This is a genomic window from Maribacter sp. MJ134 (assembly GCF_003970695.1).
Classification (GTDB): Bacteria; Bacteroidota; Bacteroidia; order Flavobacteriales; family Flavobacteriaceae; genus Maribacter.
Genome location: NZ_CP034570.1, coordinates 2,468,236 through 2,493,833, shown reverse-complemented (window position 1 = coordinate 2,493,833; position 25,598 = coordinate 2,468,236). Strand labels below are relative to the sequence as shown.

Genomic DNA, 25,598 nt, shown 5'->3' with positions numbered 1-25,598 from the left:
TTTTTAAAGGCATCACGACCACCCGCACAGTTTATCGATAAGCGTAACAGGGATAGTGTATTGCCGATATAACCGACGTTTAGTCGATAACGATACAAACCCCCATAACTCGTTTTACAGAGGAATACGTTTATTTCGTCGATAAGAAAAAAATTCCAGTTCTAAATTGTTGAAAAGCTTTAGTATCTTTGCTTTGTTGTGTTGTGCTTCAGACAACGTTTGGAGCAACTAGTGTTAATCGATTTGTTATCGATTTTAACCAATGAAAGGCTTTCCATAAAGGGAGGCTTTTTTTGTTTTATTTCGTTTTGTAGGCTTCTCTTATAAATTGATTTATCCTATTGGCTGCTGCCATTGCTATGCCTTGGTCGCCACCTTTTAACGAAATCACTATTAACTTTCCTTCATAATTAAATTTGAGTTTATCTCGTTCTTTGTAAACATCTCCTGAAGTTTCAGTAAAAACTCCCACAATGAAAGAAAGTATGCTTACAACCCAATTGACTCTTTTTCCAATTTGAAAAGAATCGATTTCTTTTAATACATATTCTGTTTTTTCCTTATCTTTTTCATGGAGTTCTAATCTATCATTGAATAGAACAATCTTAATTTGCGGATTTTCTCTGATAATAAACTCTTCCATAATTAAATATTCTGCATAACAGCATGGATTAGGGATGCAGCTAACTTTGCAGTTTGGTTGTCCACATCAAATTCGGGATTTAATTCAGCAATGTCCAAAGTACATAATTTACCGGAACTTATGATGGTTTTTAAGGACTCCAATACGACGTCTGGCGTAAATCCCATAGGAGAAGGGGCACTTACCCCAGGCGCATAAGCAGATGAAAATCCGTCAAGGTCTATGGTCACATAAACCGCATCTACATTTTGTATGAAGGCATTGATCCAGGCATTGATCTCCGTATGAAACTGAATTCTGAACGTATCCCGTAGAATATACTTTACATCGAGCTCCTTTGCTGTCCGAAACAATTTACGGTCGTTCGCATCTTCCCTGATACCCAGACATAAGTAATGAAAAGGATTTTCAGTGTTCTTGCAGTCCTGTGCAATTTGATAGAATGGGGTTCCCGAATTGGTGCCATTTTCCGTTGAACGTAAATCAAAATGGGCGTCAAAATTAATAATGCCTATTGTTTTAGAATTCTTCAAATAATTCTTAATAGCGTTGAAAGTTCCATAGGCTATATCATGTCCGCCACCTAGGATAATAGGAAATGTATTTTGTTCTAAGATTGATGTTATTTTTTTGGACAGAAGTCCTTGCGCGGCTTCTAAATCGGCATCGTCACAGATGATTGTTCCCATGTCTAAGAGCGAGGTGTCCCTACTCAGGTGATTTGGGAGTTTACCCAATTGTTTACGAATAGCGTCGGGCCCTTTTTTAGCACCGATCCGCCCTTGATTTCTTTCTACACCTTCATCACAGGCATATCCCAACAGGCCAATGGCCTTATTGGTAGTTTCGCTAAGTTCGGGGAGTCCAACGCAGGTAATTTTCTCGTGCAGATAGTGCTGTGCTTCCGATGTTCTCCCACTGTAGAAATCCGATTTGGTAGTTTTGAAAATCGCCATTTAGTTCAGATAAATAATCCGTTTAACAACTCATCTTCCACTAAGTTAGGTAAAGTAACTTTAAGTTGCGGTGTCCGTGCCATTTCTCGTTCAATGGCAAAAATAGCTTCTTTGTTACGGGCCCAACTTCTTCGGGAGATGCCATTGTTGACATCGTAGAACAGCATATTCCTCAGCTTTCGGGATGCCTCTTCGGACCCGTCCAGCACCAAGCCAAAACCGCCATTGATTACTTCTCCCCACCCTACACCTCCGCCATTGTGAATGGAAACCCATGTGGCGCCCCTGAAACTGTCGCCAATTACATTGTGTATGGCCATATCTGCGGTGAATTTGCTGCCGTCGTAAATATTGCTTGTTTCTCTGAAAGGCGAATCTGTTCCACTTACATCATGATGGTCCCTACCTAAAATTACCGCAGCCGAAAGTTCTCCGCTAGCGATAGCCTGGTTAAATGCCGCTGCAATTTTAGCCCTACCCTCTGCATCCGCATATAAAATACGTGCCTGTGAACCTATGACCAGTCTATTCTCTTCAGCTTCCTCGATCCATTTGATATTGTCTTGCATCTGTTGCTGAATTTCCTTGGGAGCAGTTTTTTTGATATCCTGCATTGTTTCTAGGGCTATTGCATCTGTTTTTCGCAAGTCCTCTGGTTTTCCAGAAGCACAAACCCACCTAAACGGTCCAAAACCGTAATCAAAACACATTGGGCCTAGAATATCTTGGACATAACTTGGGTAGGCCCAATTCTTTTCTCCTTGGTCTTTAGAAGGGGAGTCTAAAAAGTTTCCTTTTGCATCTTTGTATACAGCGGCACGGGCTCTTGAGGCTTCCAGTAGAAAAGCGTTTCCGTAATCGAAAAAGTAGGTGCCTTTCTTCGCATGTTTGTTAATGGCATTTATGTGTCTTCGTAAAGATTCCTGAACACTTTCTTTAAATGTTTCCGGGTCGGAACTCATTAAGACGTTCGATTCTTCAAAGGATAAGTCCACGGGATAATAGCCGCCCGCCCATGGATTATGTAAAGAGGTTTGGTCGGAGCCTAGATGAATAAATATGTTCTCTTGATAGAAGCGTTCCCAAACGGCAACCACGTTCCCGATAAAGGCGAGCGAAACGACTTCTTTTTTTTGAATTGCCTTTTTAGTGCGATGTACTAGTGCATCAATATCATCTAATAGCTCATCTACCCATCCTTGCTCATGTCTCTTTAACGCTGCGACGGCATTCACTTCTGCACAAATGGTAATGCAGCCCGCAATATTTCCAGCCTTGGGTTGTGCACCACTCATACCGCCCAAACCTGCCGTAAGAAATATTTTCCCTGCCGGGGTTTCGTCTTTCTCCAGCACTTTTCTAAAGGCGTTCATTACCGTAATGGCAGTCCCGTGAACAATGCCTTGTGGACCAATATACATATAGGAACCTGCGGTCATTTGACCATATTGTGTAACCCCAAGCGCATTGTATTTTTCCCAATCGTCCGGTTTGGAGTAGTTGGGAATCATCATGCCATTGGTGACTACTACGCGTGGTGCTTCTTTCGACGATGGAAAGAGGCCCATTGGGTGCCCCGAATAGATATGTAGCGTTTGCTCATCAATCATGGTGGCCAAATACTTCATGGTTACCAGGTACTGCGCCCAGTTTTGAAATACCGCTCCATTACCTCCGTAGGTGATAAGTTCTTCAGGATGTTGGGCTACAGCGGGATCAAGGTTGTTCTGTATCATTAGCATTAAAGCGGCGGCCTGTGAAGATTTAGCAGGGTATTCTTGAACGGGACGCGCGTACATATCATAATCTGGCATAAATCTGTACATGTATATCCTACCATGCTCCTTAAGCTCTACGGCAAATTCCTTTGATAGTTCCGTATGCCAAGCTTTGGGAAAATAGCGTAGCGCATTTCTGATGGCCAGCTTTTTTTCATCGAGCGATAAAATCTCTTTTCGTTTAGGAGCGTGACTCACTGCTATTGAACGCTCTTTTTTTGAAGGAAGTTCTTGTGGAATACCTTGTACTACTTGTGATTTAAAATCCATTTTATGCTTAATTACACTGTCTTTTTTTAATTTTCAACCCTTGTCCCGAGCGTAGCCGAAGGAATCAACCTTTATGCTTATCAAAAACCAATATTCCTTTTTTCCAAACCATGCAGGGTTTCAGATTGCCTTGATTGTATAAGATTTCTTGATAATTTCCAGTATGGAAAAGGCTAAAATCCGCTAAAAGACCTTCTTCCAATCGGCCTCTGTCCTCTAGCTTTAAAGCCGCCGCCGCCCTAAAGGTTATTCCGGCCAATACCTCGGCATTGGATAATTTTTCAAAGGTTCCCAATATGGCTGCCTGTGTTAAGAGATCACCCATTGGAGCAGAACCTGGATTGTGGTCACTGGCAATGGCCAATGCACCGCCAGCGTCCAAAATTTTTCTGGCAGGTGTAAAAGCGCATCCCAGTCCTATGGATGCTCCTGGTAAAGCGGTTGCGATAACATTACTATTTGATAATTGTCCTATTTCGGTATTGGTACTGGCCTCTAAATGGTCTGCACTTAGGGCTTCAAAATCTATAGCCACTTTACTCCCTCCGGTAGAAAATTGGTCGGCATGAACCGTGATGTCAAAACCCATTTGCCTTGCTTTTTCAAAATAGGCTGTAATCTGTGCTGCTGAGAAAGCACTTTCCTCAATAAAGGCATCTATGCGATTGGTTAATTTTTTAGCTTTTAAAATTGGAAAAAGCTCAGTGCTGATTTCTTTCAGATAGGCTTCCGCGCTACCTTTATAATCCTTGGGAACCATATGCGCCGCTAGGCACGTGGCTATTAAATCGCTAGCAATGGTTTCGTTTGCCTCTTGTATTGCGCGTAACATTTTAATTTCCTCCGCAACGGATAAACCATAGCCGCTTTTTACTTCAATGGTGGTTACACCATTTTTTAAATGTCTATTGGCTCTTTTTTTAGTGCTTTTTACCAAGGTTTCTTTTGTGGCTTTCCGCGTTTGCATAACGGTATCCCAAATACCACCACCGGCTTTTGCAATTTCTAAATAGGTTTTGCCTGCATTTCGCATGGCATAGTCATTGGCCCTTGAGCCTCCAAAACAAATATGCGTGTGAGCATCGATAAAGCCCGGAAGACAGGTATGGTCTCCTTTTAGCTCATGAAGTTCTGCCTCCTTATACTGTGTTCGTAACGTATCAAAATTACCTACGGATTTTATCTTTTCTTCTTCAAGTAGGATGCCGGCATCTTTTAAAACAAGGAGCTGTTCGTCCAACAGTGCCCCTTTTAGGGAAAGACCGGTCATGGGAACTATTTGCTTAATGGGGCCAAGAAGCTTTAATTTTTTCATTGTAAAAACTATTTAGTAGGTTTCAAATTCATTGGAATACTTTGTCTTTAAAGATATCCCTTCTTTTGCTCCAATACGCTCAATCAGTTTACTAATTGTGTTGTTTTTTATCATCTTAATTCCCTTTTCAATATCATCGGCAAATACCCTATCCTTATCGGCAAAGGCAACTTTTTTTCGAATTTCTTTATGGATTTCATCCAGAAAAATACCGGACTTCATAGGTTTCCTGAATTCGAAAGCTTGGGCGGCGGTCAATAGTTCTATGGCCAATATCTTTTCTACGTTTCCAATGACCTGTAGGGCCTTACGCCCGCCAATGGAGCCCATGCTTACATGGTCTTCTTGACCCAATGACGTGGGAATACTATCCGCACTGGACGGAAAGCAAAGTCCCTTATTTTCGCTGGCGAGGGCAGCCGTAGTATACTGAAGAATCATATAGCCAGAATTGATGCCCGTATCCTTCATCAACAATTTAGGAACTCCGGGGCTATTGCCTTCTAGTGCTAAATAAATTCGCCGATCCGAAATATTTCCAATCTCCGATGCCGCCAAACAGGCATAATCCAAAGCCATTGCCAAGGGCTGCCCGTGAAAATTACCTCCACTAATCGTAAGTTCCTCATCAATTATTACGGGATTATCGGTGACGGAGTTTAATTCTACTTCCAACAACTCTTTGAGATGTAACCAGGCATTTCTAGACGCACCATGTACTTGCGGAATACACCGCAGTGAATAGGGGTCTTGTACACGCTCGCAGTCAATATGGTCCTCCATAATTTCGGAACCCTTTAATAATCGTTTCACGCGTTTGGCAACATGAATGTTACCCTTGTAAGGTCGTAAGGCGTGTAGTTCATTATAGAAGGGTTTTACAGAACCTTGAAGCCCTTCAATCATCATAGCCCCAATAATATCGGCCTGGGAAAGAACGGAGTGTAATTTTTCTACAACTTTAACGGCGTGGGCGGCTATAAACTGTGTTCCGTTAATAAGTGCCAGACCCTCTTTTGGTCCAAGGTCAAGTGCTTCGAGGTCAGTTTTCTTAAATAATTCTTTAGTGCTTATCGTCTCGTTTTTATACCGCACTTCTCCAAGGCCTATTAGTGGAAGGAACAGGTGTGATAAGGGTGCTAAATCACCCGAAGCTCCTACCGAGCCTTTAGAAGGTACTATGGGAATAGCATCATTTTCTATATGCCAAACTATTCTGTTCAGCGTAGCTTCGGCAATACCGGAATAACCTTTTGCCAAAGAATGGGCCTTTAAGACCAGCATCAGCTTCGCAATGGATTTAGAAATGGGTTTGCCCACGCCTACGCTATGGCTTTGAAGAATGTTGGTTTGTAGTACATTGGTTTCAGAAGAAGAGATTTTTGTAGTGCAGAGCGGACCAAAACCGGTGTTGATTCCATATACCGGATGTCCCTTATCCACAATGTTCTGCACAATTCCCCAGCTGGTTATTACATTATCTCTGGTTTTTTGACTTATCGTGAGGTCAGTAATACCCTTTGAGATGCTTATGGCGATACTTGCGGTAAGCCAATCCTCTCCTAATCTAAATGTTTTTGGTGCGGTAACCATTATCTATGTTTTAGTTCTATAAATTTATTTATTAAGTTTGATAATTACCAATACTATTTTTGTATATAATTAATAACTATGAGTTCTCAAATAGAATTGCGACATCTATCCTATTTCTTGGCGGTAGCGGAAGAACTGCACTTTAGAAAGGCTGCGGAAAAATTATTTATTTCTCAACCTGGCCTAAGTCGGCAAATTAAACAGATGGAGAACCTTCTGCAGGTAGAACTATTTGTGCGAAATAAGAAGAAGGTGGCGCTTACACCAGCGGGACATTATTTGAAAACGCAAACGGAAGCCATATTAAAACAGTTAAAAGAGACAAAGAGACAGTTGCAGTTGATAGGGGAAGGTGACACTGGTGAAATCCGTATTGGATTTCTAGGCTCCGCTATGCAGAACGTAATTCCTAATTTGCTTTTGCAGTTGCGGGATAACTACCCTAAAATAAAAACTTCCCTAGAGGAGCGTGCCAATCAAGACCAAGTAGACGCGGTGTTGAAAGACGAATTGGATATTGGTTTTGTGCGATTGGCCAGAGTGCCTGCAGCTTTGCATATGCAAACCATTTTTGAGGATACGTTTTCTTTGGTGCTACCAGAGAGTTATCCTATGCTTACAAGGGATTATAAAGGCATGTATCAGTTTTCAGAAGATAATTTTATACTGTTCAGTCAAGCGTATAGTCCTTACTATTTTGAAACGATTATGAGTATTTGCTCCGATGCCGGTTTTGTTCCTAAAGTATCACATAAGTCGGTACACGCGCATACGATATTTAAATTGGTGGAGAACAACTTGGGTATTGCCATTGTACCAACGGCCCTACAAGCCGGATTTCAGATGAAAGTGAAGTTTATTGAGTTGAAGACTTTAAAACAGCGTGCGCTACTTTCGGTGATATGGAGGAAGGAAAACGCTAATCCCGTGTTAAAAAATTGTATGGATTTACTTTTAGGTAGATCTTCATCCTAAAATTACTTATTATGATATTTGATTTGATAAAGGAGAGACGCTCCATATTCCCAGCGCAGTATATTGAAAAGCCTATTGTAAAAAGGGATATTGAGCTAATATTGGAAGCCGCTAATTGGGCACCCAATCACAAGAAAACAGAACCCTGGCGGTTTAAGGTAATACAAGGAACAAAAAAGGCCGAGTTGGGCGAGTTTTTATCGAACACCTACATTGATATTACGCCAAAACCCAAGCAAATAAAAGCGAAGAAGCTCATTGAAAACCCAAAAAAAGCTGGGGCTATTATCGCTATTTGTATGCAACGAGACCCTTTGGAAAGTATTCCGGAATGGGAAGAGATTGCAGCGACTGCCATGGCGGTGCAGAATATGTGGCTTTGTTGTACGGAGCTAGGTATTGGTTGTTATTGGAGTTCTCCGGGGCTCATTACATATATGGACGAATTTCTTCCCATGGAGGAAGGTGAGAAATGCTTGGGATTCTTCTATATGGGCTACTACGAGGGCGAATTACTGGAAAGAACAAGAAAACCTATTTCTGAGAAAGTGGTGTGGTTAGACTAATCAAAATAGGGAAAAAGAGCCGCTTTATACTCCCAAGCCGTTGTAATAAAAAGTCCTAGGAATACGATGGTAACCATAAATTTCAGGAAAGTTCCTGTCAAAAAACCTAGAAAGGAACCAAAAGCCGCTTTAGTAGCGGTTTTTTTGTCGGCCTTGTTCAGTAATTCTCCTACAAGCGCACCAACAAATGGCCAGATAATAATTCCTAACGGACCTAGAATCGGAAAGAATATAGCTACCAATAACCCAATGGTAGTTCCGATCATACCCGCTTTTGTACCTCCGAATTTTTTCGTGCCCATTGCTGGTATAATGTAATCCAAAGCAAAGACGACAAGGGCTACCGCGAGGGTCACCCCCAGTATCCACCAGTTGTTTGGAACCGCGTTGGTCAGATAGAGGAGTAAAAGCCCGATCCAGCTAATGGGCGGCCCGGGTAGTACGGGCAAAAAACTACCTAGAATTCCAATAATCATAAAAATAAACCCAATAATAAGTAGTGCAATATCCATACTATGTACGCTAATAGACTGTTTATGGGACGAAGATAGCATCATTTTGTTACAAATACAGGAAGAGTCTTCCTGATGACTTCAATTTTGAACTAAAAAGTTAGTTTAAACTAAATATTTAGTTATATTTGTTTCAGAAATGAACTAAAATTTTAGTTGAATGAAACAATTAACAAAAGCGGAAGAGGAGGTAATGCAGGTTCTTTGGAAGTTGGAAAAAGGCAACGTTGCTGCGATTATTGCGCAGCTTCCAGAACCTAAACCGGCTTACAATACGGTATCTACTATTGTGCGAATATTAGAGAATAAAGGATTTGTAGATCATGAGCAGGAAGGAAAGGGCTATTTGTATTTTCCATTACTAAAGAAATCGGACTATAGTCATCAATCCATCAATAAATTGGTAGACGGGTATTTTCAGGGTTCTTTTAAAAGTATGGTGTCGTTTTTTATGAAGAAGAACGATATGAGTTTGTCCGAACTGGAGTCTATCCTGAACGAAATAAAGACTGCCGAGCCTAAGGCGGTAAATAGAAAACCTGATAAAGAATAATGGCATGATACAGTATATTCTAGAGTGCATCGCCTTTCAATTGGTGTTTCTCGTCATCTATGATTTCTTTTTGAAACGCGAGACCTTCTTTCAGTGGAACAGGGTTTATTTAATAGCTACATATAGCCTGTCGTTACTGTTACCGTGGATTAAGATAGATGCCTTTAGTAGCGAAGTACCACGAACATTTCAAGGTTATTCTGAATTTCTTTGGAATTTGGACCAAAAACCAATTTTGTTGAATGCGGAAGTAAGCCAAGGGTTTTCCCTCGCTTGGCAAGAGTGGGTCTTCATAATAGGTGCTTTGTTCTCCTTTCTTTGGTTTCTCTCCAAATTGTGGCGTCTGCATCAACTTAGGTCAAAAGGAACTATTGATTATTTCAAGAATTTCACTCAAATATTAGTCCAGGACAGTCATGTGGCCTTCTCGTTTTTCAAATCTATTTTTTTGGGAGATCAATTGCCCCATAAAGAGTATAATGCTATCATCTCTCACGAATTAGTACATATAAAACAAAGGCATTCGTTGGATTTGCTCTTTTTTGAGCTGATGCGCATCGGAGGCTGGTTCAATCCTTTGGTGTATGTATATCAGCATAGAATAGCCGAGTTACACGAATTTATTGCGGATGCCCATGTACCCAAGGAAGAACGGAAAGCTCATTATGAACTTTTATTATCTCAGGTTTTTCAAACCCAACATATCTCTTTTGTCAACCAATTTTTTAAAACCTCATTAATCAAAAAACGAATCGTCATGTTACAAAAATCAAAATCGAAGAAAATCTGGCAATTAAAATATTTAACAATAGTACCTGTGTTACTTGGGATGTTGTTGTATACCTCTTGCCAAACTGAAATATCGTCCGAAGAAAAGAAAAAATCACCGCTATCTAAAAAAATTGAGGCTCTTGAACTGGAAATAAATAATAAGGACTCACTTACACAAGATGAGAAAGATCAATTGGCAAAATTGATCTACAATACATTTCCGAGAGATCTTAAGGGTCTATCTGGAGAGAAGGGAGAAATTACATATAGTGGAATTCCATTCGCCGTAGTGGATGAAGTTCCAGTTTTTCCAGGATGCGAAAACTTAGCGGATAAAAGAGCTTGTTTTAATGAACGGATACAAAAACATATCAGTAAGAACTTTAATTATCCCCAGGAAGCACAGGATAAAGGCATTCAGGGTAGGGTCAATGTTGTTTTTACCATTCAAAAAGATGGAAGTATCGGAAATGTTAAGATGAGAGGTCCTGATAGGTTATTGGAAAATGAGGTAGCGCGTATTATCAAAAGATTACCTAAAATGACAGCAGGTCAACATAAAGGAGAATCAGTGGATGTTCCCTTTTCAATTCCAGTTACTTTTAAACTAAAATAGTTCTTAGAATTGTGAAGAGGATTTTCTTGCTGGTATTACTTATAGTTTTCAATGGCATAGCCCAATCCTCTACATTGTCACTTGCAGATAGTCTTTATGCGCTAGGAAATTACACGAAAGCTATTAATGCTTATGCTTCTGAAGGGAGTATATCTTCTGGTTTGCAAATTGCACGATGCTATAAAGCTATTGGGGATTTTGAAAAGGCTATGGTGCAGTACCAGAATCTGGTCAAGGAGCACCCTGAATTGCAGATAGCATGTTTTGAGTTGGGGAAACTTAGGTTCAAAGTCAAAGACTTTAACGAGGCTAGGAAGCTGTTTACTGATCTCATTGCTACTAATAATCAGAATCCGGAATATTTCTACTACTTGGGCGAATCTTTTCGGGAACTGGAGCAGCCAGCAAGTAGTTTGGTAGCTTTTAAGAACGCCGTTAGAATAGATAGTACGCACCTAAGAAGTCTTTTTCAATTGGGGAAATATTTTACGATTAAGCAAGAACGTGACAATGCCTTGCGGTATGTTGATGCCGGATTGCGATTTTATGAAAACGACGTTTCCCTAATAAACTTAAAGGCGCTGATTTATTTTAACGATGGGCAATATGAAAAATCCATTCCTTGGTTTGAGCGGGTGCTGGAACTAGGGGAGCGCAAAGCATACGTATATGAAAAATTAGGTTATAGCTATTATAAGAATTGGGATTTTGACAAGGCCAAGAAAATGTACCAAACTTTAATCGGAAAGAACGAGACCAATTCGGAAGCCTATTTTAGTTTGGCTGAGGTATACCGAAAGAATAAACAGTTAGATAGTGCAGCGATTTTTATTAAAACCGCTATGGACGTCAAAAGACCCATTTTTGGACAGGGCTACAGTGCTCTAGCAGGTTTGGCACGAGAAAGAAAAGATTTAAAAAAGGCCTTGGCATACTATACCCTTGCTCACAAGGAAATGCCAACTGAACCGCGCCATTATTTTCAAATATGTACCGTATACGATCGGTTATCGGAAAATGCGGATAAGAAATTAGAGCACTATGAAAATTTCATCCGGTTATACGGTAAAGCACAACCCTATTTATCAGAAATAGTAGTAAAACGGGTTTCGGAATTAAAGGAACAAATACATTTTGAAGCGGATTAAACTAGGTAAAAATTCGTAATTTCCACCATACTTTTGGTGGCATGAAACGGTTTTTTATAGTTCTGATTTGTTGCAACTTGGCTTCTTGTAGTTTCTTTGAATCCAAAGAAAAAAGAACCCAAGAGCTTATCAACGCCGAACTACGCGAAATTGACTGGAATTCCATTGATTCTTATCCGCTTTTTCTATCCTGTGACGAGACCGCTTCAAAGGAAAATCAGCGTTTGTGTTTCGAAAATAAACTAATCACGCATTTTGAAGCAACTTTGAACGAGTTTGAATTTACCGTAGATTCAGCCAAAAACCCCGTTGTAGCAGTTATCTTTGTTATTGACACCGAGGGTAGGATTACCATTGTTGACATTGAGAAGGATGCGGACATTGTAAAACAAATGCCAGAATTTGATGGTATTATTAGCCAGAGCTTAAAGAACGTTCCGGCAATTGCCCCGGCATTAAAAAGAGGAATACCGGTGAGCACCAAGTTTAGGATTCCTATTCAATTAAATACCAAGTAAGAATTTGGCGAACGAAAAGATAATTTTAGGAATAGACCCCGGAACAACGATAATGGGCTTTGGTCTCATAAGGGTAGTCGGAAAAAAAATGGAGTTCATCCAAATGAACGAACTCTTACTTCAAAAATATAGCGATCCCTATACTAAATTGAAGCTCATTTTTGAACGGACCATAGAGCTGATAGACACCTATCACCCTGATGAAATAGCGATAGAGGCGCCCTTTTTCGGAAAGAACGTACAGTCCATGCTTAAACTGGGTAGAGCGCAAGGCGTGGCCATGGCAGCGGGACTCTCCAGACAGATTCCTATCACGGAATATTTGCCTAAAAAAATCAAAATGGCTATTACAGGTAATGGTAATGCTAGTAAGGAACAGGTGGCCAGAATGTTGCAAAGCGTTTTGGGCCTTAAGACCTTACCAAAAAATTTGGACAGTACCGATGGTCTTGCGGCAGCAGTTTGTCATTTTTATAATGAAGGTAGGGTAGAGGTCGGTAAATCGTATACGGGTTGGAGTGCCTTTGTGAAGCAGAATAGTCAACGGGTTAAAAAGTAAACAGTGTTCAGTTGGCAGTATTGAGTTGGCATAAAAAATAACTTATAAAAATACGAGTATTTATGAAGTTTCAAGATTTATTGGCATATCGAAAATCATTTGATCTTGCCATGCGAATTTTCGAATTGACTAAATCTTTTCCAAAAGAAGAAAGGTATTCTTTAACAGACCAGGTAAGAAGATCATCCAGGAGTGTTTCTATTAATATTTCGGAAGCTTATAGAAAAAGGAGCTATCCTAAGCATTTTGTAAGTAAGCTTACGGATAGTGATTCTGAAAATTCTGAAACACAAGGTTGGCTAGAATTTTCTCTTGCATGTAATTATATCGACCAACCTACTTTTGAAGAGCTCATAAAAGTGAGTGACGAGGTTGGAAGGTTAATTTATTATATGATAAATAACCCTGGCAAATTTGGAGCAAAATGAACCATAAAAAAACTGCCAACTGCCAACAGCTAACTGTTTACTAAATGTCGGGAATCTACATCCACATCCCTTTTTGCAAACAAGCTTGTCATTACTGCGATTTTCATTTTTCTACGCGTATGATGAAGAAAGAAATTATGGTACATGCTTTGTGCAAAGAGTTGGAGCTTAGGAAGAAAGAATTTGAAGATGAGCTTGTAGCAACGATTTATTTCGGAGGTGGAACACCGTCCGTTCTGGAAACAGAAGAAATAGATCGTATTATAAAAGCGGTTTATGATAATTATTCGGTTGCGGCATCTCCAGAGATTACCTTGGAAGCGAATCCTGATGATTTGTCGGAAGAGAAATTAGTAGCACTTTCAAGAAGTCCTATTAATCGATTAAGTATTGGGATTCAATCTTTTTTTGAGGAAGATTTAAAGTTGATGAACCGGGCACATAATGCCAAAGAAGCTGAAGACTGCATTGCCCGAGCGAGCCGTTATTTCGATAATATTTCTATTGACCTCATTTACGGAATGCCCAACATGACCAATGAACGGTGGAAAGAGAACATCGCAAAGGCCCTAACGTTCAAAATTCCGCATATATCTAGCTATGCCCTGACCGTTGAGCCTAATACCGCCTTGGCCAGCTTTGTTAAAAAAGGCTTGGTAAAGCCTGTGGAGGATGAGATTGCACAGGAACATTTCAATATATTAAACGAAACTTTGAGTAATGCGGGGTATTCCTGTTATGAGATTTCCAATTTTGGTAAACCTGAATATTTTTCTAAGAACAATTCGGCCTACTGGCAGCAGAAAAAATATCTAGGAATAGGGCCCTCCGCGCATTCTTTTAATGGAACTAGCCGCGGATGGAATATCAACAATAACCCAAAATACCTAAAGGCCATTGAACAAGGAGAACTCCCTATGGAGGTTGAGGTGCTTTCTACTACCGATAAGTACAACGAGTATGTAATGACCGGTTTACGCACCATTTGGGGTGTTTCACTGTCTAGAATAGCTGCTGAGTTTGGTACTAAATATAAAGAGTATGTAATGTTACAAGCAGAAAAATACATAGAAGAGCATCTGTTATACCTAGACGGAGATGTGCTTTTAGCAACTAAAAAAGGTAAATTCTTGGCCGATGGGATTGCGGCGGACCTCTTTATGATTAACTTGTAGGCACTAAAATTTTGCGGTTAAAGGGAAATAGAGAGCCTTAAAAACCTAACTTAAAAGACACGTCTCCGCTACAATCGCTGAGACCTACTATATTGAAAACTACAATAACATATAAAAAGAAGGACTATAAAATAAATTTGTCCAAGCCATTGGATATTTCAATGCCCTTAAAAGGGGACCAGACCAATGTAAATGCATGGTACGTAAATCATCCTAAAATGGAACCACACAAAGCGGGCGATTTTATAGGAAGTGTTGCCGCGGGAGCTTCGACAAATTTTAATGATATTAGTTTCAATCCCCATGCACATGGAACGCATACCGAATGTGTGGGACACATTACCAAGGATTTTAAATCTGTAAACAAGGTGCTAAACAGTTATTTTTTCTTAGCGGAATTAATAACTCTTGCCCCGGGAAAATTAGGGGACGACTTCGTGATTTCTAAAAAACAGTTGCAAAATGCTATCGCTAACGCAGATGCAGCGGCTTTAGTCATTAGAACTTTACCCAATACGGCAACTAAAATTACACGACAATATTCAAATACCAATCCGCCTTATCTGTTGGAAGAAGCTGCTATGTATTTAAGGGAAAAAGGAATCACTCATCTATTGATCGATTTGCCTTCGGTGGATAAAGAAAAGGACAACGGTGCGCTTTTAGCTCATAAGGCCTTTTGGGATTTTAATGGTGTAATTAGGAATGAAGCTACTATTACAGAATTCATCTATGTACCTAACACAATTGCCGATGGAGATTATTTTCTAAACCTACAGGTTGCTCCTTTTGAAAATGATGCTAGTTCAAGTAGACCGGTGCTTTATAAAATAGAATAGCGATGAGAACCCTGCTAAAATTAGAAGAATTGGCTCTGTTTCTTTTAGGGATATTCATGTTCGGTTTGTTGGGATATCAATGGTGGTTGTTTCCGGTATTATTGTTATTGCCAGATGTGGGAATGTTAGGGTATTTGGTCAATAATAAGATGGGGGTTAGGCTTTACAATCTCTTTCATCACCGTGGAATTGCTATTGTCCTATACTTTTCCGGCATGTATTTTTCTTTTCCAATCGTTCAATTAATAGGCGTTATTGTATTTTCGCATGCCGCCATGGATAGAATCTTTGGGTACGGACTTAAATATGATCGCGGGTTCAAGTTTACACACTTAGGTGAAATAGGGAATAAAAATGGATAATGTGTTAGAAGTTTTTCTGGGATTAATATTAGGAGCCATTAGCATGTACTGGCTATTTTCTTTCTTTAGAAAAAAACAAAGCAAGGAGATTACATCGCATCAGTCTACCGTATTGTTAGAAAAAATAAGAAGTGTATGTAAGTTAATATCCGTGGAGGGCGATTTCGCCGAGATTTATAAGTATGAGAATACCAAAGAGCGCTTTCTAAGTTTGGTGAGCAGTAAGAAAAAGGCGCTCATAGTTATTAAAGCAAAAGCGCAAATAGGGTATGATCTGAAGAAAATTTTTATGCATGCCGATGACGGAAAGAAGAAAATCATCCTAACCAATTTTCCTGAGCCAGAGGTACTTTCCATATCCCCAGAAATGGAATTTTACGATGTAAAAAACGGACTCTTCAACACATTTACCCCTGATGATCTGACTACGCTGAACCAAGAGGCAAAAAATCATATTCTAGAGAAAATACCGGAAAGTGGTTTGATGGATACGGCTAGAAAGGAAGCTTTGCAGACCGTGCTTCTTATTGAAAAAATTGTAGAAACCATTGGTTGGAAGCTAGATTATACCGCTCTGGAGATTACCGAAAAACAAAAGGAGTTGTTGGACAAATAACGCTCATATAAGAACTTTATTTAAATTAGGACTAGACTTATTTATTATGAAAACAATTACGACTTTATTATTTTTAACCGTATCACTAACGGCCCTTGCCCAAAACAAAGAAACTATGAACGAGTTTGATTCCAATTTTGCCCATACGGTATATTTTTGGCTCGAAAATCCTGATAGTAAGGAGGATTGTAAAGCTTTTGAAACGTCACTTCAGAAATTCTTGGATAACTCCGCCTATGCTAAAACAAAATTCATCGGTAAACCGCCAAGAGCCAGTAGAGATGTAGTTGATGGTTCTTTTACTTATTCCTTGATTGTTTCTTTTGAGTCGGCCGAGGCACAGCAGAACTACCAAGATGAAGCACCGCACAAACTTTTTATAGAGGAGTCCAGTAAATTATGGACTAAAGTAATCGTTTATGATTCTCAAGGTATTTAGTCCCTCATGAATATCGAAGAATTCAGGGAGTACTGCATCGCAAAGAAAGGTGTGACCGAAGGTTTTCCTTTTGATGAGCAAACCCTTGTTTTTAAAGTCATGGGAAAAATGTTCGCACTTTGCGGTCTGGAAAGAGTTCCTGCACAGGTAAACCTCAAATGCGACCCCGAAAGGGCCATTGAACTAAGGGAGACCTATGATGGCGTCATTGCAGGCTGGCATATGAGTAAAAAGCACTGGAATACTGTTTTTCTGGATAATATAGACCCTCAATTAACCAGGGAACTTATAGATCATTCGTATGAGCTAGTAGTGGCGAAATTTACAAAGAAATTAAGGACTGCTTTGGAGGCATTGTAATACCAGGCTTATCCATATCTTTATGCGTCAATCAACGCTGGGTTTCTCTTCGCAATAAAAATGTTCAATAGAAGAATGCAAGATTTATTTGCCTTTTACCAAAATCAGACGCAAAAATACACTGCAGAACTTTCCCAAAAGCAAAAGCAGCTATGGGCGTCCAGCATGTTGCGTTTAGGGGGCTTTGTTCTTGCCGTTATTGCGATATACGTTCTAAGGGATACTATCAAATTTGTTGTTGCCGTACTTTTAGCGACAGTTATTTTATTCCTGTATCTCGTGTCAAGACATACAAATCTGCAGCAGAAGCGAGATAAGTTAAAGGCATTGATAGCCATCAATGAAACGGAAATTCAGGTACTGAAAAGAGATTTTCATCATCTGCCCAGCGGTGATGAATTTAAGGATAGTACCCACTATTACAGTCAAGATATCGACCTTTTTGGGAAGGGTTCGTTTTATCAATATAGCAATAGAACTGCACTAAAGGAAGGTGCAGACATGCTTGCGCACATTTTAAAAGAAAACAGCATCGATGCCATTAAGCAAAAGCAAGAAGGTATTGCAGAATTGGCTAAAAATCCACAATGGCGACAAGAATTTTCTGCAACTGCTAGTATGGTTAAAACAGATACGCCTACACCAACTATTATAAACTGGCTTAACAACTATAAGCCCTTTGTGCCAAGGTTCATGAAGGTTTTACCTTGGATATTTTCTGGAATTTCAGTTTTCCTGTTTATACTTTATTTCATGGATTTCCTTGCGGAGTCCACCTTAATCTATTGGGTGGTTTTCGGATTGTTACTTACGGGGATTTATACCAGGCAAATAGCTAGACTGGGCGCAAATTCTGGTAAATTGTTAGCTACGTTTCATCAGTATTCAAAACTATTACGGCTCATAGAGGAGCAAGAGTTCACATCGGATTTTTTGATGGATAAAAAGAGTCAAATCTTAAGCGATGGTCGTAAAACTTCAGAAACCTTAAAAGAATTTTCAAACCTATTGAACAGTTTGGATAGGAACAATAATATCATTTACCTCATTTTTGGAAATGGGCTGTTTCTTATGGGCTTAGCAACCTGTTTTAAGATGGAGAAGTGGATTAGCACCTACGGAAGTGATGTTGAGAATTGGTTCAATACCATCGCCTTTTATGATACCTACTGTACGCTAGGTAATTTTGTATTTAACCATCCAGATTATACGTTTCCAAAAATCGTCAAGGAAGGAAGTACCATAAAGTCGGTACAGGCGGGTCATCCACTTTTAGCACCTGAAAAAAGTATTCTTAACGATTTTGAAGTCAAAGAAGAAGAATTTTTCATTATTACAGGAGCAAATATGGCCGGCAAGAGTACTTTTCTACGTACGGTTTCCTTACAGTTGCTTATGGCCAACATCGGACTTCCGGTCTGTGCCAAGTCTGTTACCTATAAGCCTATAAAATTGATTACCAGTATGCGTACCACCGATTCTCTAACGGATGATGAGTCGTACTTCTTTTCAGAATTAAAGCGATTAAAATTTATTGTGGACGAAATTCAGAAAGACCACTACTTTATTGTTCTGGATGAAATCTTAAAAGGAACGAACAGCACGGACAAGGCCAAGGGGTCTAGAAAATTTTTGGAACGTTTAGTTGTTTCAAATTCCACAGGTATTATAGCTACGCACGATTTAAGTCTTTGTGATGTTGCCGAGGAACTACCACAGGTAAAAAATTATTATTTTGATGCTGAAATCATAGCGAACGAACTGCATTTTGATTATAAGTTCAAAGGGGGTATTTGTCAGAATATGAACGCTTCGTTCTTGTTAAAGAAAATGGAGATTGTAGATTAAAACAGGAGCTAGCAGTGTTCAGTATTTAGCAAACAGTATTGAATAAGTAGAAAAAAGTAATTTAACGAATATTTCTTAACCTATGGATTCACTCACACAAATAGTATTAGGAGCAGCTGTAGGGGAGGCAGTACTTGGGAAAAAAGTGGGGAATAAGGCGATGGTTTATGGTGCAATTGCAGGCACAATACCAGACTTGGACGTACTGGCACGTTATTTTACGGATACGGTTACCGCTACCGAATGGCATAGAGGCTTTAGCCATTCCTTGCTATTTGCGGTTTTATTTGCACCCATTTTTGGTTGGCTGGTATGGCGCTTAAATAGAAATGGTAATGCAACATGGAAGAATTGGTCATGGTTAATGTTTTGGGGTCTCTTCACCCACCCCATACTAGACGCTTTTACCACTTGGGGTACACAACTTTTTTGGCCATTTGAAACAAGACTAGCCTTTCAGAGCATATTTGTAATAGATCCCTTGTATACCCTTCCTTTTTTGGTATGCTTAATCTTGGCAGCGCGTCAAAGAAGAACGGCGCCCCGACGAAAAAAGTACAACGTGGCCGGACTTATACTAAGTTCAACATATTTACTACTTACTTTAGTTTTAAAAGGTATTGCATTCACAAAATTTGAGGATAGTCTTAAAAATCAGAATATAGTGTATACCCAGATGGATATAAGGCCCACTCCTTTCAATACCGTTCTTTGGACCGCTAATGTAGACACCAAAGACGCTTATTTAATTGGGAATTATTCGTTTTTTGATTCAGATACGGTTCAGTTTAAGGCTTATCCCAAAAATAGAAACCTGTTGAAAACCTTAAAGTCCCATGAAAAAATCAAGAGACTGATTGCGATAACCGAGGGCTGGTATACGCTTTCGGAAAAAGATGGACAACTTGTCTTCAACGACCTTAGGTTTGGTTTGGTAAGTCTCTCTGAAAACGAAGAAAAATTCGCTTTCTCTTATGAATTAATTAAAAAGGAGGACGATATCATAGTGAAGGAAACTCCAAAATTTCAACGGGATGCAAAAAGACTGTTGAAGGAGCTTTGGAAAAGAATGTGGGGAAATTAAACGAACTATAAGTTGAGTTGACTTATTGGATAGGGTAGTATTTGTTTATGTAGTTCAGGAAAAAAGTTCAGAAATATTTCTGTAAAAAAGAAAGCTTAAAAAATAATTTATGAAGAAATACATGCTATTTTTTGTCATTCTACTTCATCTAGGATGTGTAACTGAAGATAAAGATAAGGTGTTGACTAAATACCAAAAGTGGCATACCATAACCTTATCCTTTGATGGAGAGGAAACTTCCGAGACGGATGAAATCAATCCTTTTCTAAATTATAAATTAGTGGTCAATTTTACGCATAAGGAGTCTCAATATGCAATTAGGGGGTTTTATGCGACTGATGGAAACGCGGCTGAGACTAGTGCCAATTCCGGTTCCGTTTGGCAAGTCCGTTTTACGCCGGACAAAATAGGGGAATGGAGTTTTGAGGCTACACTATACAAAGGAGAAGAGATAGCGTTACAGCAAATAACGGCCAACACTGAAAAATTACCCGTTGCAGATGCAAGTGGCAAATTCATGGTCGTTCCATCTAATAAAAAAGCCCCGGATTTTAGGGCTCAAGGGAGATTGGTGAATGCTAACGGCTACTTCAAATTTCAGGATTCTGATACCTATTGGATAAAGGGCGGTGCCGATAGTCCAGAAAATTTACTGGCGTATGAAGATTTTGACGGTACGTATAGGATGCAGGCCGCTGAAAGGGATGGCGAATCCAAGACCAGCCAACTTTTACATCAATACGAACCACATTTAGAAGATTGGAATAGTGGCGACCCCACTTGGCAAAATGGCAAAGGTAAAGGTCTTGTGGGGGCTATGAATTATCTGGCCTCTAAAGGAATGAACGTCGCCTACTTTTTAACGATGAACATTAAGGGCGATGGTAAGGATGTTTGGCCCTATGCGGAACCGGACGATTTCACCCGCTTTGATGTTAGTAAACTTGAGCAATGGGAAATTGTTTTTCAACACATGCAGTCCAAGGGTATTTTTTTGCATGCGGTTTTACAGGAAACAGAAAATGAAACGATGTTGGATAATGGAGATACTGGTTCCTTAAGGCAATTATACTTTCAGGAAATGGTAGCTCGGTTTGGACACCATTTGGGTCTCCAATGGAATTTGGGCGAAGAGAATGGTTTTGCAGAATTCACGCCTATCGCGCAAAATGATGGTCAGCGTAAAGCGATGACCGATTACCTTACTCAGATAGACCCATACGATCACCCTATACTATTGCATACACATTCTCACGAACCTGCAAGAGGTAATGTATTGGATTCCATAGTCGGTTATAAGAACTTAGACGGACTCTCCCTGCAGGTCGATAAAAGGGAAAACGCTGCTAAAGTAGTAACGGAATGGAAGAAAAAATCTAAAGCTGCCGGGCATCCTTGGCTCATTGCAATGGATGAAATAGGGATGTGGCATACCGGGGTTGTCCCGGATTCCGTCGATTATAACCACGATTCCATTAGGCGCTATGTCCTATGGGGTACCTTACTTTCCGGTGCGGCAGGTGTTGAGTGGTATTATGGTGCAAATAATAGGTATAATGATTTAAATACAGAGGACTGGAGAACAACGGATAGGCTTTGGGAATTAACGGATCATGCGCTTCAATTTTTTCAAAATCATTTGCCTTATTGGGAAATGGAAGCGAACCCAGAGCGCATTAGTGCAGTACAAGGCTATTGTTTAGAAAAACCTGGAGAGATCTATGCCATTTACTTGCCAGACGCCAAGAACTACACCATTGATTTAAGTGCTATTGAAGGTGTTTTTACCATTCAATGGTTTGACCCTTTGGTAGGGGGCGAACTTCAAAATGGAAGTGTATTATCTGTAAAAGGCGGTGGTACAACCGAAATGGGCGCGCCACCATTAAAACAAGAGCAAATTAAAAATCAAGACTGGGTAATCTTGATTAAAAAATCACAGTGACAGTTAAAGATTTTTAACCTGTACCTCATGGAATGTATCGGCTTGTAAACGAAGTAATTCTTCGGCTTTTTTCTTCTTGTACCCATAAAGTTCTTCTTCACCTTTAAGGTCTTCATAGATTTTTTGGTTGATATCACTATCCGTAGATACAATTAGTTTACGTTGGGCCACTTTTTGGGCCACCCATGAAGCTAGGATACTTTCTTCTTCTTCCAGCTTTATATCATACTCACCTTTTGGCGCTAAAAGTTTTGCGATAATGGGAGAGGTTTCGATGGCTAGGAACAATAGAAAAATAAAGAAGGATGGAAACCATGGTAATTCTCCCAAAGCGGTGATGCGTGCCATTAAACCATCAAAACCATCAATGATGGGCTGGGAATTTTTCACCACATCGGCATATTCCTTATTTAAGGCTGTAATGTCCGCTTCTATACCCGAAATTTTTTCAGCGTTAGTAGATTTTAGTGATTGAAGCTCCGCAAGAGCAGCGTCATGTTTTTCTCGCTTTTCAGCATATACAGGACCTTTACCTAAAAGTTTGGTGCCGGCAGTACCTTCCGCTTCGGAAATATACGTGTCATAAAGTGCGTTGGTTTCTGCCTCTTTTAGGGCTATTTCCGCTTTTAAAGCGTTAATATCTTGATTTAAATTAGCAACGGATGGTGCGTACTGCAGCGCTAGTTGTTCCTTGTTGGTAAGGGTAAGTTCGTTCTTCTGTTCTAGTAGGACCTGGTTGATTTCTTTCTCAAAAATTTTCATTTCCAAGGGTTTGGAAATGACCACTGCAATGATAAGTGCTAGTATAATTCTCGGTGTAGCTTGTAATAACTCTTGTGAAAAATTAGCCCTTTTTTTGATGGTAGAAACTATGAACCGGTCTAGATTAAAAATAAGAAGACCCCATATAAAGCCAAAGAATATCGCTGCATAAACGCTGTCAAAAACAGTATATAAGGCATAGCTACTTGCAATAAATGCCATCACAGCGGTAAAAAATACCGTGGCGCCGATGCCTGCATATTTGTTCTGTTCCCCTTTGGAACAGGTTTTTAAAATTTCGGAATCCGCCCCGGAGCAAAGGATGAAAAAGTGCTGTAACATAGTGTACTGATTTTGATTGATGATGATTTAAAGGTTAGAACGCTATTTCTAGTAATTTGTTACACAAAAAGCCCTCTTTCGGAGGGCTTTAACAGTGAATTGTGATTTTAGTTTACGATGACCAAGAGTTTTAAACTTTTTTCCAAAGGTAAACCTTAGGTTTTCCTGTTCTGGACCCTACGTTGTTTACACGGTCAATGTGCTCGTTTTGAGTTAGCCATAATGCTTTTTCAGCGGATATGGGTTCGTTGTTATAGAAGAATAGAGCCTCTTTTGCTATCATCTCTGTTAAGTCTATGGCCGAATTCGGATTAGGGTTGTGATTGTAATTTGTGTTATCGGACGATTTACTTAAGTCAGACAAAACAATAGCATATTCTTCGTCGGAATACGTTTCAGTGGTAACTTGTATTGATTTATTATTTTGTAATAATCTATGTGCTTTTTCCGAGGATATTTTATTTCCATTGAAATAAAATGTAGGGTTTTGTTTATTTAAACTGGTTAGTTTTTCTCCCTTTTTATCTACTTGTTGCCCAAATTCATTAAAATAACTCGTTATTCCATTTTTAGTACTATAAAATAATTCTTTGCCGTTTACTTTAATATTTCCGGTTTCTAGATTTATACCCGAAGAACTACTTTTAATAGAGATTGGCTCTTTTGAAATTTTTACCTTAGGCTTTTTAGAATTACTTTTTGTTGTAGATATATTGAAGTTTTTATTGTTCTTTATTAGCTTAATGGCTTTGTCCGATGAAATTTCCTTTCCTTCATAAAAAAATATTGCTCCCTTTTTAGCCATATTAACCACATGGTCTAATGGGTCCATCGGTTGTGGTGGCGCAGGTACCTTACTTACTCTCCCTGTTATGGTTTTGGGATGATTCACATTTGGTGGCGGCGGCACGTTGCTTACCCTGCCCTTTAGTACCCTAGGGCTTTTTGGCGCAATTGGAGAATTTATTGAATTCGATGCTTGTGGTGCCGGTGGTGGTTCCGGAAAATCTGGAAAGGGTTCAGCGTCGGCTTTTTGCTTGTCCGACATTAGACTATAGATGAATTCCAAACGTTCTACATCACTTTTTAGAATACGCATACGGTCGCTATCCATTTCATTATACTTTTTGGCTAAGGCGTTGTACTCCTTTATTTCCGCTCTGGTTATGTTTCTTTGTTTAGAAGGTTGGGATGAATTCTCTGGGCCAATAATTTCAATGATAGCAGAACCGTAATCGGTAACTATTTGGTTTACCTGCTTTATTACATCTTTTGGGGTCTTGAAGTCCACTTTGATAATAAAGTGTAAGACCTTTTTTCGTTGATTAAACGATAAGTGTTGATTAATTTTAGAGAGAAACTCAGGCAGATTACCCAAAGGAACCAATTCTTCTTGAACCAGTAATTGCCCTTTATTATTGATATTAATTTCTATTAAGTTTTCGTTTTGATAAACTATTTTTTCTAAACCATTTTTGGTATATAAATGAACCTGAAAGGGTTGCGGATATTTAGTACTTCTCGCATTCTCATAAACAAAACTACTCACGAAATGGACTATCTGATTAGGGTCTAAGTTTTTTAGAGCCGTATTATTGATATTTTTATCGTCAAGCCAAAGTGCATATTCCTTGGCATCTATCCATTTGGCGAAATCCTTAGCTGTGGCTTTTTGATAAATTTCTCCTTTGACTTTCTGGTAAGGGGAATACCCGCTATTTGGGACTGCTTTTTTTGATTGTATTTCAATAATTTTAGTTTCAGTAAAACTGTAAAGAAGTAAGGCTAAAAGTGGAAATACCAATAGTCCACGTAAAACTGCTGCTTTTTTTGATGTTCTTTTTTTCATGACGGTAAATCGTTTTTTGATTGATGAATAATTAATGGCGTTTGCAATGCCGGTCGACTGATATTTTTCCAGACTTTCCTTTGATAAATAGGACAGTAATGTATTCTGGTAATTTTTAGTGTGTATTTCTTGTTGTAGTACGGCATTATCTGCCAAAAATTCATGATTTAGTTTTATCGCTTTTTTATAGAGATAGACTAGGGGATTAAACCATAGTATTACTTGTAGAAATTCTACGAAAAGGACATCTAGGCTATGGCGTTGCTTGGCATGTGTTTCTTCATGTAGCAATACTTCTTTGGGGATAGCATTCTCTTCATACTTTTTCTTATTCAAAAAAATATAACTAAGGAACGTATGCGGTGGTAGTACTTCTTTTAGAAGAACTCTAACACTTGAAGCTGCCTTAAAGTTTGGGTTTCTTTTAATGCGTCTTAAAATTTGAAAGAGGTTTCTAAAGAACCGGAAACTAAAAAAAATGATTCCTATTAAATATATAGTGGTCATTATCAAACTCCAGTTGATCATATCTAAATCTTTGGGTTCATTGGAAACCACGGCTACATAAGGCACATTAGCAATGTTTTCGATGTTTTCCGAAACGGTTTCCACATAGGAGGTAAATACGATGCCTGGTATTAAAAAGGAGGCTACAATTGCCGTTAATAAGAAGAATCTCTTAAAAACATGCATGTTCTCTTGCTCTAAGAATAGTTTGTAAAAAAGCAGAAATACGGCCATGCAGGCCCCGGATTTTAATAGATATATCAACATTA

At 39.3% G+C, this 25,598-nt stretch carries 25 protein-coding genes; 17 read left to right on the top strand and 8 right to left on the bottom strand.

What is annotated here, in order from left to right:
- Positions 1-298: 298 nt before the first annotated feature.
- The 5 genes from EJ994_RS10785 to hutH all read right to left on the bottom strand — a co-directional run bounded on the left by EJ994_RS10785 (position 299) and on the right by hutH (position 6,555).
- Positions 299-643, bottom strand: coding sequence for a hypothetical protein (locus tag EJ994_RS10785; protein ID WP_126592436.1), 345 nt, complete (start codon positions 641-643; stop codon positions 299-301).
- A gap of 2 nt (positions 644-645) precedes the next feature.
- Positions 646-1,599 carry a formimidoylglutamase gene (hutG, locus tag EJ994_RS10780; RefSeq protein WP_126592435.1) on the bottom strand — a complete coding sequence of 318 codons (954 nt, stop codon included), beginning with the start codon at positions 1,597-1,599 and terminating at the stop codon, positions 646-648.
- A 5-nt stretch (positions 1,600-1,604) separates the two neighbouring features.
- The gene (locus tag EJ994_RS10775; protein WP_126592434.1) at positions 1,605-3,647 is read right to left on the bottom strand and encodes a urocanate hydratase; all 2,043 of its coding nucleotides are present in this window, start codon (positions 3,645-3,647) and stop codon (positions 1,605-1,607) included.
- A gap of 64 nt (positions 3,648-3,711) precedes the next feature.
- Positions 3,712-4,962, bottom strand: a complete 1,251-nt coding sequence (gene hutI, locus EJ994_RS10770) for an imidazolonepropionase (RefSeq protein ID WP_126592433.1) — start codon at positions 4,960-4,962, stop codon at positions 3,712-3,714.
- 12 nt (positions 4,963-4,974) lie between these two features.
- Entirely contained in the window at positions 4,975-6,555 is a 1,581-nt protein-coding gene (gene hutH, locus EJ994_RS10765; protein WP_126592432.1) for a histidine ammonia-lyase, read from the bottom strand.
- Between the two features lie 78 nt (positions 6,556-6,633).
- On the opposite strand from hutH, the gene EJ994_RS10760 reads away from it, so the two are divergent.
- The gene (locus tag EJ994_RS10760; RefSeq protein WP_126592431.1) at positions 6,634-7,530 is read left to right on the top strand and encodes a LysR family transcriptional regulator; all 897 of its coding nucleotides are present in this window, start codon (positions 6,634-6,636) and stop codon (positions 7,528-7,530) included.
- An 11-nt stretch (positions 7,531-7,541) separates the two neighbouring features.
- Entirely contained in the window at positions 7,542-8,096 is a 555-nt protein-coding gene (locus EJ994_RS10755; RefSeq protein ID WP_126592430.1) for a nitroreductase, read from the top strand.
- On the opposite strand, the gene EJ994_RS10750 is transcribed toward EJ994_RS10755, so the two are convergent.
- The gene (locus EJ994_RS10750; protein WP_126592429.1) at positions 8,093-8,608 is read right to left on the bottom strand and encodes a DUF456 domain-containing protein; all 516 of its coding nucleotides are present in this window, start codon (positions 8,606-8,608) and stop codon (positions 8,093-8,095) included. The two genes, EJ994_RS10755 and EJ994_RS10750, sit on opposite strands and share 4 nt — an antisense overlap.
- A gap of 160 nt (positions 8,609-8,768) precedes the next feature.
- On the opposite strand from EJ994_RS10750, the gene EJ994_RS10745 reads away from it, so the two are divergent.
- The 15 genes from EJ994_RS10745 (at position 8,769) to EJ994_RS10675 (ending at position 21,869) form a co-directional block, all read left to right on the top strand.
- Positions 8,769-9,161: a BlaI/MecI/CopY family transcriptional regulator gene (locus tag EJ994_RS10745; protein WP_126592428.1), complete on the top strand. Its 393-nt coding sequence runs from the start codon at positions 8,769-8,771 to the stop codon at positions 9,159-9,161.
- 4 nt (positions 9,162-9,165) lie between these two features.
- The gene (locus EJ994_RS10740; protein ID WP_126592427.1) at positions 9,166-10,548 is read left to right on the top strand and encodes a M56 family metallopeptidase; all 1,383 of its coding nucleotides are present in this window, start codon (positions 9,166-9,168) and stop codon (positions 10,546-10,548) included.
- An 11-nt stretch (positions 10,549-10,559) separates the two neighbouring features.
- A complete protein-coding gene (locus EJ994_RS10735; RefSeq protein ID WP_164721450.1) occupies positions 10,560-11,696 on the top strand; it encodes a tetratricopeptide repeat protein in 1,137 nt (378 codons plus the stop codon).
- Between the two features lie 41 nt (positions 11,697-11,737).
- Positions 11,738-12,214: a hypothetical protein gene (locus EJ994_RS10730; protein ID WP_099574099.1), complete on the top strand. Its 477-nt coding sequence runs from the start codon at positions 11,738-11,740 to the stop codon at positions 12,212-12,214.
- 4 nt (positions 12,215-12,218) lie between these two features.
- Positions 12,219-12,773: a crossover junction endodeoxyribonuclease RuvC gene (gene ruvC, locus EJ994_RS10725; RefSeq protein ID WP_126592425.1), complete on the top strand. Its 555-nt coding sequence runs from the start codon at positions 12,219-12,221 to the stop codon at positions 12,771-12,773.
- Positions 12,774-12,835: 62 nt separating this feature from the next.
- Entirely contained in the window at positions 12,836-13,201 is a 366-nt protein-coding gene (locus EJ994_RS10720; protein WP_126592424.1) for a four helix bundle protein, read from the top strand.
- 44 nt (positions 13,202-13,245) lie between these two features.
- Positions 13,246-14,376, top strand: a complete 1,131-nt coding sequence (gene hemW, locus EJ994_RS10715) for a radical SAM family heme chaperone HemW (RefSeq protein WP_126592423.1) — start codon at positions 13,246-13,248, stop codon at positions 14,374-14,376.
- Positions 14,377-14,468: 92 nt separating this feature from the next.
- On the top strand, positions 14,469-15,215 hold the full coding sequence (locus EJ994_RS10710; protein WP_126592422.1) for a cyclase family protein: 747 nt from the start codon (positions 14,469-14,471) through the stop codon (positions 15,213-15,215).
- 2 nt (positions 15,216-15,217) lie between these two features.
- The gene (locus EJ994_RS10705; protein ID WP_126592421.1) at positions 15,218-15,577 is read left to right on the top strand and encodes a DUF4260 domain-containing protein; all 360 of its coding nucleotides are present in this window, start codon (positions 15,218-15,220) and stop codon (positions 15,575-15,577) included.
- A complete protein-coding gene (locus tag EJ994_RS10700) occupies positions 15,570-16,193 on the top strand; it encodes a DUF4230 domain-containing protein (RefSeq protein ID WP_126592420.1) in 624 nt (207 codons plus the stop codon). Before EJ994_RS10705 ends, EJ994_RS10700 begins: the two co-directional genes overlap by 8 nt.
- 46 nt (positions 16,194-16,239) lie before the next feature.
- Positions 16,240-16,632, top strand: a complete 393-nt coding sequence (locus EJ994_RS10695) for a Dabb family protein (RefSeq protein WP_126592419.1) — start codon at positions 16,240-16,242, stop codon at positions 16,630-16,632.
- A gap of 6 nt (positions 16,633-16,638) precedes the next feature.
- Positions 16,639-16,992 (top strand): MmcQ/YjbR family DNA-binding protein, encoded by a 354-nt coding sequence (locus EJ994_RS10690; RefSeq protein WP_126592418.1) that lies wholly within the window; start codon positions 16,639-16,641, stop codon positions 16,990-16,992.
- 60 nt (positions 16,993-17,052) lie between these two features.
- A complete protein-coding gene (locus tag EJ994_RS10685) occupies positions 17,053-18,840 on the top strand; it encodes a MutS-related protein (protein ID WP_241240767.1) in 1,788 nt (595 codons plus the stop codon).
- Positions 18,841-18,922: 82 nt separating this feature from the next.
- Positions 18,923-19,924, top strand: coding sequence for a metal-dependent hydrolase (locus tag EJ994_RS10680; protein WP_126592416.1), 1,002 nt, complete (start codon positions 18,923-18,925; stop codon positions 19,922-19,924).
- Positions 19,925-20,033: 109 nt separating this feature from the next.
- Positions 20,034-21,869: a DUF5060 domain-containing protein gene (locus EJ994_RS10675; RefSeq protein WP_126592415.1), complete on the top strand. Its 1,836-nt coding sequence runs from the start codon at positions 20,034-20,036 to the stop codon at positions 21,867-21,869.
- 3 nt (positions 21,870-21,872) lie between these two features.
- Here the strand turns inward: EJ994_RS10675 and EJ994_RS10670 are convergent, their stop codons facing one another.
- The gene (locus tag EJ994_RS10670; RefSeq protein ID WP_126592414.1) at positions 21,873-22,973 is read right to left on the bottom strand and encodes a DUF4407 domain-containing protein; all 1,101 of its coding nucleotides are present in this window, start codon (positions 22,971-22,973) and stop codon (positions 21,873-21,875) included.
- A 130-nt stretch (positions 22,974-23,103) separates the two neighbouring features.
- Positions 23,104-25,596 carry a M56 family metallopeptidase gene (locus EJ994_RS10665; protein WP_126592413.1) on the bottom strand — a complete coding sequence of 831 codons (2,493 nt, stop codon included), beginning with the start codon at positions 25,594-25,596 and terminating at the stop codon, positions 23,104-23,106.
- Positions 25,597-25,598: the final 2 nt, after the last annotated feature.

What these genes read in the sequence shown, in the direction of transcription:
- EJ994_RS10785 (WP_126592436.1), bottom strand. Translation starts at nt 643, where the DNA reads ATGGAAGAGTTTATTATCAGAGAAAATCCGCAAATTAAGATTGTTCTA.
- hutG (WP_126592435.1), bottom strand. Translation starts at nt 1,599, where the DNA reads ATGGCGATTTTCAAAACTACCAAATCGGATTTCTACAGTGGGAGAACA.
- EJ994_RS10775 (WP_126592434.1), bottom strand. Translation starts at nt 3,647, where the DNA reads ATGGATTTTAAATCACAAGTAGTACAAGGTATTCCACAAGAACTTCCT.
- hutI (WP_126592433.1), bottom strand. Translation starts at nt 4,962, where the DNA reads ATGAAAAAATTAAAGCTTCTTGGCCCCATTAAGCAAATAGTTCCCATG.
- hutH (WP_126592432.1), bottom strand. Translation starts at nt 6,555, where the DNA reads ATGGTTACCGCACCAAAAACATTTAGATTAGGAGAGGATTGGCTTACC.
- EJ994_RS10760 (WP_126592431.1), top strand. Translation starts at nt 6,634, where the DNA reads ATGAGTTCTCAAATAGAATTGCGACATCTATCCTATTTCTTGGCGGTA.
- EJ994_RS10755 (WP_126592430.1), top strand. Translation starts at nt 7,542, where the DNA reads ATGATATTTGATTTGATAAAGGAGAGACGCTCCATATTCCCAGCGCAG.
- EJ994_RS10750 (WP_126592429.1), bottom strand. Translation starts at nt 8,608, where the DNA reads ATGGATATTGCACTACTTATTATTGGGTTTATTTTTATGATTATTGGA.
- EJ994_RS10745 (WP_126592428.1), top strand. Translation starts at nt 8,769, where the DNA reads ATGAAACAATTAACAAAAGCGGAAGAGGAGGTAATGCAGGTTCTTTGG.
- EJ994_RS10740 (WP_126592427.1), top strand. Translation starts at nt 9,166, where the DNA reads ATGATACAGTATATTCTAGAGTGCATCGCCTTTCAATTGGTGTTTCTC.
- EJ994_RS10730 (WP_099574099.1), top strand. Translation starts at nt 11,738, where the DNA reads ATGAAACGGTTTTTTATAGTTCTGATTTGTTGCAACTTGGCTTCTTGT.
- EJ994_RS10720 (WP_126592424.1), top strand. Translation starts at nt 12,836, where the DNA reads ATGAAGTTTCAAGATTTATTGGCATATCGAAAATCATTTGATCTTGCC.
- hemW (WP_126592423.1), top strand. Translation starts at nt 13,246, where the DNA reads ATGTCGGGAATCTACATCCACATCCCTTTTTGCAAACAAGCTTGTCAT.
- EJ994_RS10705 (WP_126592421.1), top strand. Translation starts at nt 15,218, where the DNA reads ATGAGAACCCTGCTAAAATTAGAAGAATTGGCTCTGTTTCTTTTAGGG.
- EJ994_RS10700 (WP_126592420.1), top strand. Translation starts at nt 15,570, where the DNA reads ATGGATAATGTGTTAGAAGTTTTTCTGGGATTAATATTAGGAGCCATT.
- EJ994_RS10695 (WP_126592419.1), top strand. Translation starts at nt 16,240, where the DNA reads ATGAAAACAATTACGACTTTATTATTTTTAACCGTATCACTAACGGCC.
- EJ994_RS10690 (WP_126592418.1), top strand. Translation starts at nt 16,639, where the DNA reads ATGAATATCGAAGAATTCAGGGAGTACTGCATCGCAAAGAAAGGTGTG.
- EJ994_RS10685 (WP_241240767.1), top strand. Translation starts at nt 17,053, where the DNA reads ATGTTCAATAGAAGAATGCAAGATTTATTTGCCTTTTACCAAAATCAG.
- EJ994_RS10680 (WP_126592416.1), top strand. Translation starts at nt 18,923, where the DNA reads ATGGATTCACTCACACAAATAGTATTAGGAGCAGCTGTAGGGGAGGCA.
- EJ994_RS10675 (WP_126592415.1), top strand. Translation starts at nt 20,034, where the DNA reads ATGAAGAAATACATGCTATTTTTTGTCATTCTACTTCATCTAGGATGT.
- EJ994_RS10670 (WP_126592414.1), bottom strand. Translation starts at nt 22,973, where the DNA reads ATGTTACAGCACTTTTTCATCCTTTGCTCCGGGGCGGATTCCGAAATT.
- EJ994_RS10665 (WP_126592413.1), bottom strand. Translation starts at nt 25,596, where the DNA reads ATGTTGATATATCTATTAAAATCCGGGGCCTGCATGGCCGTATTTCTG.